Source organism: Streptomyces sp. AF1A, from assembly GCF_047340315.1.
Taxonomy (GTDB): Bacteria; Actinomycetota; Actinomycetes; order Streptomycetales; family Streptomycetaceae; genus Streptomyces.
The window spans coordinates 22604-29775 of the sequence record NZ_JBLEBI010000075.1 but is presented as its reverse complement, the minus strand read 5'-3'; the positions used below and the strand labels follow the sequence as shown (position 1 = coordinate 29775).

General features: G+C 72.0%; 5 protein-coding genes. 3 read left to right on the top strand and 2 right to left on the bottom strand.

What is annotated here, in order from left to right:
• On the top strand, positions 1-1240 hold a 1240-nt coding region (locus ACLU3S_RS20635), incomplete at its 5' end, for a DUF5691 domain-containing protein (protein ID WP_413953381.1).
• Here ACLU3S_RS20635 and ACLU3S_RS20630 read toward each other — a convergent pair.
• The gene (locus ACLU3S_RS20630; RefSeq protein WP_413953380.1) at positions 1216-1638 is read right to left on the bottom strand and encodes a cobalamin B12-binding domain-containing protein; all 423 of its coding nucleotides are present in this window, start codon (positions 1636-1638) and stop codon (positions 1216-1218) included. The two genes, ACLU3S_RS20635 and ACLU3S_RS20630, sit on opposite strands and share 25 nt — an antisense overlap.
• Before the next feature lie 224 nt (positions 1639-1862).
• On the opposite strand from ACLU3S_RS20630, the gene ACLU3S_RS20625 reads away from it, so the two are divergent.
• Both ACLU3S_RS20625 and ACLU3S_RS20620 read left to right on the top strand, forming a co-directional pair.
• Positions 1863-2717: an esterase/lipase family protein gene (locus ACLU3S_RS20625; RefSeq protein ID WP_413953379.1), complete on the top strand. Its 855-nt coding sequence runs from the start codon at positions 1863-1865 to the stop codon at positions 2715-2717.
• Between the two features lie 313 nt (positions 2718-3030).
• Positions 3031-4536 (top strand): M23 family metallopeptidase, encoded by a 1506-nt coding sequence (locus tag ACLU3S_RS20620; RefSeq protein WP_413953378.1) that lies wholly within the window; start codon positions 3031-3033, stop codon positions 4534-4536.
• Between the two features lie 54 nt (positions 4537-4590).
• Here the strand turns inward: ACLU3S_RS20620 and pcrA are convergent, their stop codons facing one another.
• Positions 4591-7071, bottom strand: a complete 2481-nt coding sequence (gene pcrA, locus ACLU3S_RS20615) for a DNA helicase PcrA (protein WP_413953377.1) — start codon at positions 7069-7071, stop codon at positions 4591-4593.
• Positions 7072-7172: the final 101 nt, after the last annotated feature.

Here is a 7172-nt window from a genome sequence, read left to right as displayed (position 1 = left end):
GTTCGCGGGTCCGCGGGCGCTGTGGCTGGCCCGGCTCAACCCCGACTGGCGCTTCGCCCTGCGCTCGGCCCCAGGCGGGGGCGCGGCGCTGCCCGATCCCGCGGACGCCGAGGCGGTGCGCCGGCTGTGGCGGGAAGGGCTGTTCGCCGAGCGCGTGGCCCTGCTGGGCGCGCTGCGGGCCCGTACTCCCGCACCGGCCCGCGACCTGCTGGCCGGGACCTGGCCGACGGAGCGGGCGGAGGACCGGCTGATGTTCCTGGACTCGCTGCGCACGGGCCTGTCCGCCGCGGACGAGCCGTTCCTGGAGCAGGCGCTGCGCGACCGCAGCCGCAATGTGCGGGCGACGGCGGCGGAGCTGCTGTCGGCACTGCCGGGATCCGCGCTCGCCGCGCGCATGGCCGTGCGGGCCAGGGCATGTGTGGCCCTGGATCACACGGGGAACTCGCCAGGGATCGTGGTGGAGGCGCCGCTCGAGTGCGACTCCGGCATGGAGCGGGACGGTGTGGTCGCCACACCCCCCGCGGGCAGAGGAGAACGGTCATGGTGGCTCGGCCAGTTGGTGGAGGCGGCACCGCTCGGCACCTGGCGGGAGCGCCTCGGCGGGCGCTCGGCGCGGGAGATCGTGGCGCTGCCGGTGGCCGACGGCCGGCAGGGCGAGCTGCATGCGGCCTGGTGCCGGGCGGCGGTGCGGCAGCGCGACGCCGAGTGGTCCAGGGCGCTGCTCGGCTCGCCGTCGGCGCCGGAGGCGGGCGGCCCGGGTGCGGTGTCCCTGGCGGAGCGGGCCAAGCTGCTGGCCGCGCTGGAGCCGGGGGAACGGGCCGAGTGGGTGGCCGGGTTCATCGCGACGCACGGCCTGTCGGAGGCGTTCCAGCTGCTCGGGGTGTGCGCGGTGCCGTGGGCCGCGCCGCTGGGCCGGGCCGTGGTGGACGCTCTGAACATCGCCCGGGACGCGGGGAGTTACCCATGGAGTTTCAGCGGCGTGATGGGGCTCGCGGAGCGTTGCCTGGACCCGGCGGAGGCCGCCCGGCTGGAGGCGCTGCTGGCGATGCCCGACGAGCGGGAGGATGCGGCACCGGGCGCCGGGGGCTACTGGGCGGAGGCGTTCCACAGACTCGTCACGACGCTGCGCCTGCGTGCGGCGATGGCCGCCGAACTGGCCCCGCCCGGCCCGGCGGGCGCGCAGGAGCGACGGCCCCCGCGCACCTCCCCGCCGGCTCAGCCGCCGGACGCGGCCGGCTGACGGACGTTCTGCCGCACCCACTCCACGATCGACGCGGTCGTCGCCCCCGGGGTGAAGATCCCCGCGACGCCCTTCTCCTTCAGCGGCGCGATGTCCTCCTCGGGGATGATGCCGCCGCCGAAGACGACGATGTCCTCGGCGTCGCGGTCCTTGAGCAGGTCGATGACCGCGGCGAAGAGGGTGTTGTGCGCGCCGGAGAGGATCGACAGGCCGATCGCGTCGGCGTCCTCCTGGATGGCGGTGTCGACGATCTGCTCCGGCGTCTGGTGGAGACCGGTGTAGATGACCTCCATTCCGGCGTCGCGCAGGGCGCGCGCGATCACCTTGGCCCCCCGATCGTGGCCGTCGAGCCCCGGCTTGGCGACCACCACGCGGATCGGACCGGCTGCCACACCCATCACTGCCTCCATCAAACGACCCCGGAAGCGATCGCTTCCGTACGTAACGACAAGTACCGCACTTTTGGCGCGTTCCGCCACCCGTCGCGAAGTGAACGAACGTTATCTCCAGCATCGCGCAACCGGCAGTTTTACGGTGCGCAGCGAGGGGGAAATCACACGGTGGGACATCAGGGCACACGGGGGATGGAGCCGTCCTCCGCTGTGCCGACAGGAGGTCGGCCATGAAGGTCACCGGAGTACTGCCACTCTTCTTCCTCCCGCTCTGCCGTCGTCTGTGGCCGTGCAGACTGGCCGGACTGTCCATCGCGCTGCTGAAGGCGACCGCCCTGGAGGCCGCGATCCTGGCCGGGCACCTCCTGCTGTATCCGACCGGTCTGATCCAGGAGCACCGCTGCGACGCGGCGCCCGGGGGCGACGGCACCGCCCAGCTGCCGGTCCGCCCCGGCCCGCCGGTCGTGCTGCTGCACGGCTTCATCGACAACCGCTCGGTCTTCCTGCTGCTGCGGCGCAACCTGGCCCAGCACGGCAGGCAGCGCATGGAGTCGCTGAACTACTCCCCGCTGACGTGCGACATCCGCACGGCCGCCGAACTGCTCGGCCGGCATGTGGAGGAGATCTGCGAGCGCACCGGCAGCACCCAGGTGGACATCGTGGGGCACAGTCTGGGCGGGCTGATCGCGCGGTACTACGTGCAGTGCCTGGGCGGGGACCTGCGGGTGCGCACGCTCGTCACCCTCGGGACTCCGCACGCCGGAACCCGGGTGGCGCCGCTGGCCGACGCCCATCCGATCGTGCGCCAGATGCGCCCCGGCTCGGAGGTGATCGAGGAGCTGGCGCGGCCCGCGCCCGGCTGCCGTACGCGGTTCGTGAGCTTCTGGAGCGACCTGGACTCCCTGATGGACCCGCTGGAGTCCGCCTGCCTGGAGCACCCCGACCTCGACGCGCACAACATCCGGGTGACCGGCATCGGGCACCTCGCCCTGCCCGTGCACCCCGCCGTCGCGGCCGGGATACGCGAGGCGCTGGACACCCCGCGTCCCGGGGACAGGGTCGCGGAGGGCCTGACAGTGGCCTGAGCGGCCTGCCGGCAAGGGCGTCCGCCGACTCGTCCGACGACACGAACGCGGTCGCCACCACCCCGCCCGGTGGCACGGGGGCCTCGGTCCGTGCGCGGCGCCGCACAGCCCTTTCACGGGCGCCGTACGGCCGCCCGGCATCGAACATTCATCGAACACAAACCCAAACTCATCTCCGGCAGCCCCGAAACACCGCCGAATGCCCGTTTCCGGCCCACGCGAAACCAGCTGAAGATTGTCGCGCCCGCGTACCGCCGGGTACAGTCGCCGCACTGCTCTGGCAGCCCCTGTTGTCGAGGCGAAAGAGAAGTTGGTGAACGACCGTCACCCGTCGGGGACCATGACCACCCCGGCCGCGGCTTCCGACGACTCCGCCACGCACTACGCGTCATACGGCGCTCAGGAAGCCGGCTACGGCGACTTCACCACGTACGGCGGTTACGACGCCACCGGTTTCGCGGGCGGTTCCGCCACCTTCACGGCCTTCGACACGGATCCGCTCTTCGGCAGCTTCCCGGGCGGTACGCATTCCACGGGCGCGTACGACACCACGCACTGGCAGACCGGCACCGGCCGGCCCCCCGGCTACGACGCGTACGCGGCCCAGCAGCACGTCGGCTACGGCACCGGCGCCTACGACACCACGGCCTGGACGGTCCCCGGGCAGGCCACGGGCAACGAAGTCAGCGGCCAGTGGGACGCGAACGCCTGGCTGCAGCCCGGCCCGTCCGGCGGCGCCGACCCCACCCAGCAGTGGGAGTGGGGCACCCAGGCCTTCGACACCGGTGCGTACGACGCCACGCAGTGGAACACCGACGGGCAGGCCGCGCCGGCGCGGTCCGAGCAGGTTGCCGAACCGTTCGGCCGGCAGGCGACCGCCACGTTCGAGCAGGCCGGCGACCCGCAGGCGACCGCGGCCTTCGAGCAACTGCCCTACGAGGGCGCCGCATTCGGTGAACCTCACGGTCTCGAGGACGAGCTGACCCGGACCGGTGAACTGCCCCCCGTGCCCGAACTGCTGGAGGAGCAGGAAGAGGTCACCCCGGTTCCGGTGAGCCGTGCGGGTGCGCGGGGCGCCGCGCGTTCGCGGCGCCGTACCCCCGCCAAGCGCTCCGCGCTGCTGACCGTGGCCGTGCCCTCGGTCTGCGTGATGGGCGTGGCGGGGATCGCCGCGGCCTCCGTCGGCGCGATGCGCGACGACGGCGGCAAGGACACCACCGCCTCCGCTGCGGACGCGCACGCGGTCAAGCCGTCGGTCGCCAACAGCAAGCTCGACACCCAGCTCAGGACCCTGTCGGCCGGCGCCGACGACTTCGCCGACCGGGCGAGCCGCACCCAGGAGCGGATCGACCTCAAGGCGCAGCAGGAGCTGGAGAAGAAGAAGGCGGCCGCGGAGGCCGCGCTCAAGGAGCGGCTGCGCCCCAAGTTCGTCCTCCCGGTCACCGAGAAGGGGCTCAGCGCCTACTTCGGCCAGGCGGGCGTGAACTGGATGTCCGTGCACACGGGCATCGACTTCCCCGTCGGCTACGGCACCACGGTGATGGCCGCGACGGACGGCGTCGTCACCACCAAGTGGAACAGCGCCTACGGCAACATGCTGATACTGACCGCCAAGGACGGCACGCAGACCTGGTACTGCCACCTGTCCAGCTACCGCGTCGCCCCCGGCACGGCCGTGAAGGCCGGCCAGCCGATCGCCTACTCCGGCAACTCCGGCAACTCCACCGGCCCCCACCTGCACTTCGAGGTGCACCCGGCGGGCGGGGCGGCCGTGGACCCGCTGCCGTGGCTGCGCAGCCACGGGCTCGATCCGACGTAGAGCCCGGGGGCCGCGCCCCCGGCTGCCCTACGCTTTCGCCACGCCCTCGGCGCGCTACAGCTTCTCCACCGGCGCGTACCGCAGCAGCAGCCGCTTCGGCTTGGCGTCGCCGAAGTCGATCGTCGCCTCCGCGTTCGCGCCCGTCCCCTTCACCGCGACGACCGTGCCGAGCCCGAACTGGTCGTGCGTGACCCGGTCCCCGACGGCCAGCGCGACAACCGGCTTCTCCGCGGTCCGCCGCGTGGCGAAACCGGACGCGCCCGAGGCCGACGAGCGCGAGCGGGTCGAGGACAGCGAGGCCGCGATCCCGGAGGCCGGGCCGGAGGACACCGGGGCCGTCGCCCCCGTCCGCTTCCAGTCCACGTGGGTGGCCGGAATCTCCTCCAGGAAGCGGGACGGCGGGTTGTACGACGGCTGCCCCCAGGCGCTGCGCATCGCCGACCGCGTGAGGTACAGCCGCTCCCGCGCGCGGGTGATGCCCACGTAGGCCAGGCGCCGCTCCTCCTCCAGCTCCTTGGTCTGGCCGAGGGCGCGCATGTGCGGGAAGACGCCGTCCTCCATGCCGGTCAGGAAGACGACCGGGAACTCCAGGCCCTTGGCGGTGTGCAGGGTCATCAGGGTGATGACGCCGTCGCCGTCCTCCTCGTCGGGGATCTGGTCGGAGTCGGCGACCAGGGCGACCTGCTCCAGGAAGTCGGCGAGCGTGGCGCTCTCGCCCTCGCCGCGCTCCTGCTCGAACTCCAGGGCCACGGCCGCGAGTTCCTGCAGGTTCTCGATGCGGGTCTCGTCCTGCGGGTCGGTCGAGGCCTGCAACTCGGCCAGGTAGCCGGTGCGTTCGAGTATGGCCTCCAGGACGGTGGCCGGTCCGGCGCCGGACTCCACGATGGTGCGCAGGTCCTCCATCAGCGTGTTGAACCGCTTGACCGCGTTGGCGGAGCGCGCGGCCATGCCGTACGCCTCGTCGACGCGCTTGAGCGCCTGCGGGAAGCTGATCTTCTCGCGCTGGGCGAGGGCGTCGATCATCGCCTCCGCCCGCTCGCCGATGCCCCGCTTGGGCACGTTGAGGATGCGGCGCAGCGGCACCGAGTCCTCGGGGTTGGCGAGGACCCGCAGGTAGGCCAGGACGTCCCGGACCTCCTTGCGCTCGTAGAAGCGGACGCCGCCGACGACCTTGTAGGGCAGGCCGACGCGGATGAAGACCTCTTCGAAGACACGGGACTGGGCGTTGGTGCGGTAGAACACGGCGACGTCGCCGGCCTTGGCCTCGCCCGCGTCGACCAGGCGGTCTATCTCGTCCGCGACGAACTGGGCCTCGTCGTGCTCGGTGTCCGCGACGTAGCCGGTGATCCGCGCGCCCTGGCCGGCGTTGGTCCACAGGTTCTTCGGGCGGCGCGACTCGTTGCGCTCGATGACCGCGTTGGCGGCGGACAGGATGGTCTGCGTGGAGCGGTAGTTCTGCTCCAGCAGGATCGTCGTCGCGTCCGGGTAGTCCTCCTCGAACTGGAGGATGTTGCGGATCGTCGCACCCCGGAAGGCGTAGATCGACTGGTCCGCGTCACCCACGACGCACAGCTCGGCGGGCGGGAGGTCGTGCTCGCCGGGCGGGGTGTCCCCGCCGTGTTCTCCGGTGCCGACGAGTTCCCGTACGAGCGCGTACTGGGCGTGGTTGGTGTCCTGGTACTCGTCGACCAGGACGTGCCGGAAACGGCGGCGGTAGTGCTCCGCGACGTCGGGGAAGGCGCGCAGCAGGTTGACCGTCGTCATGATCAGGTCGTCGAAGTCCAGCGCGTTGGCCTCGCGCAGCCGCGACTGGTAGAGCGCGTAGGCCTGGGCGAGGGTCTTCTCGAAGCCGTCGGCGGCCTGGGCGGCGAAGTCCTCCTCGTCGATCAGCTCGTTCTTCAGGTTGCTGATCTTGGCGCTGAAGGACTTCGGCGGGAAGCGTTTGGGGTCGAGGTCCAGGTCGCGACAGACCAGGGCCATCAGGCGCTTGCTGTCGGCGGCGTCGTAGATCGAGAAGCTGGAGGTGAAGCCGAGCTTCTTGCTCTCGCGGCGCAGGATGCGCACGCACGCGCTGTGGAAGGTCATCACCCACATCGCGTTCGCGCGCGGGCCGACGAGCTGCTCGACGCGCTCCTTCATCTCGCCCGCGGCCTTGTTGGTGAACGTGATCGCGAGGATCTGACCCGGATGCACGTTGCGCTCGGCGAGCAGATGGGCGATGCGGTGGGTGAGCACACGGGTCTTGCCGGACCCGGCGCCGGCCACGATGAGCAGCGGGGAGCCGGCGTGCACGACCGCGGCGCGCTGGTTCTCGTTCAGCCCCTCCAGCAGCGCCGCCGAGTCGATCGCCGGGCGCGGCGCGCCGTCGCGGTAGTACGCGTCCCGGTCCGGCGGCACGTCGAACTTCCCGCCGAACAGATCGTCCGGAATCGGCTCCGGAGCGTGATCGTCCTCGGGCGGAGGCGGGGGCTCCTCCTCGCGCCCGCGGGGGGGCTGGAGGTCCGCCAGGAAGCTGTCGTCAAAGAGGCTGCTCATCGCTCTCCGAGTCTAGGGCGCCCGACTGACAACCGGTCCCCGTCCCCGGAACACGGCCGGTTCACCGGAGAGGCCGTCTTCGCGCGGAGGCTGTCGTACTT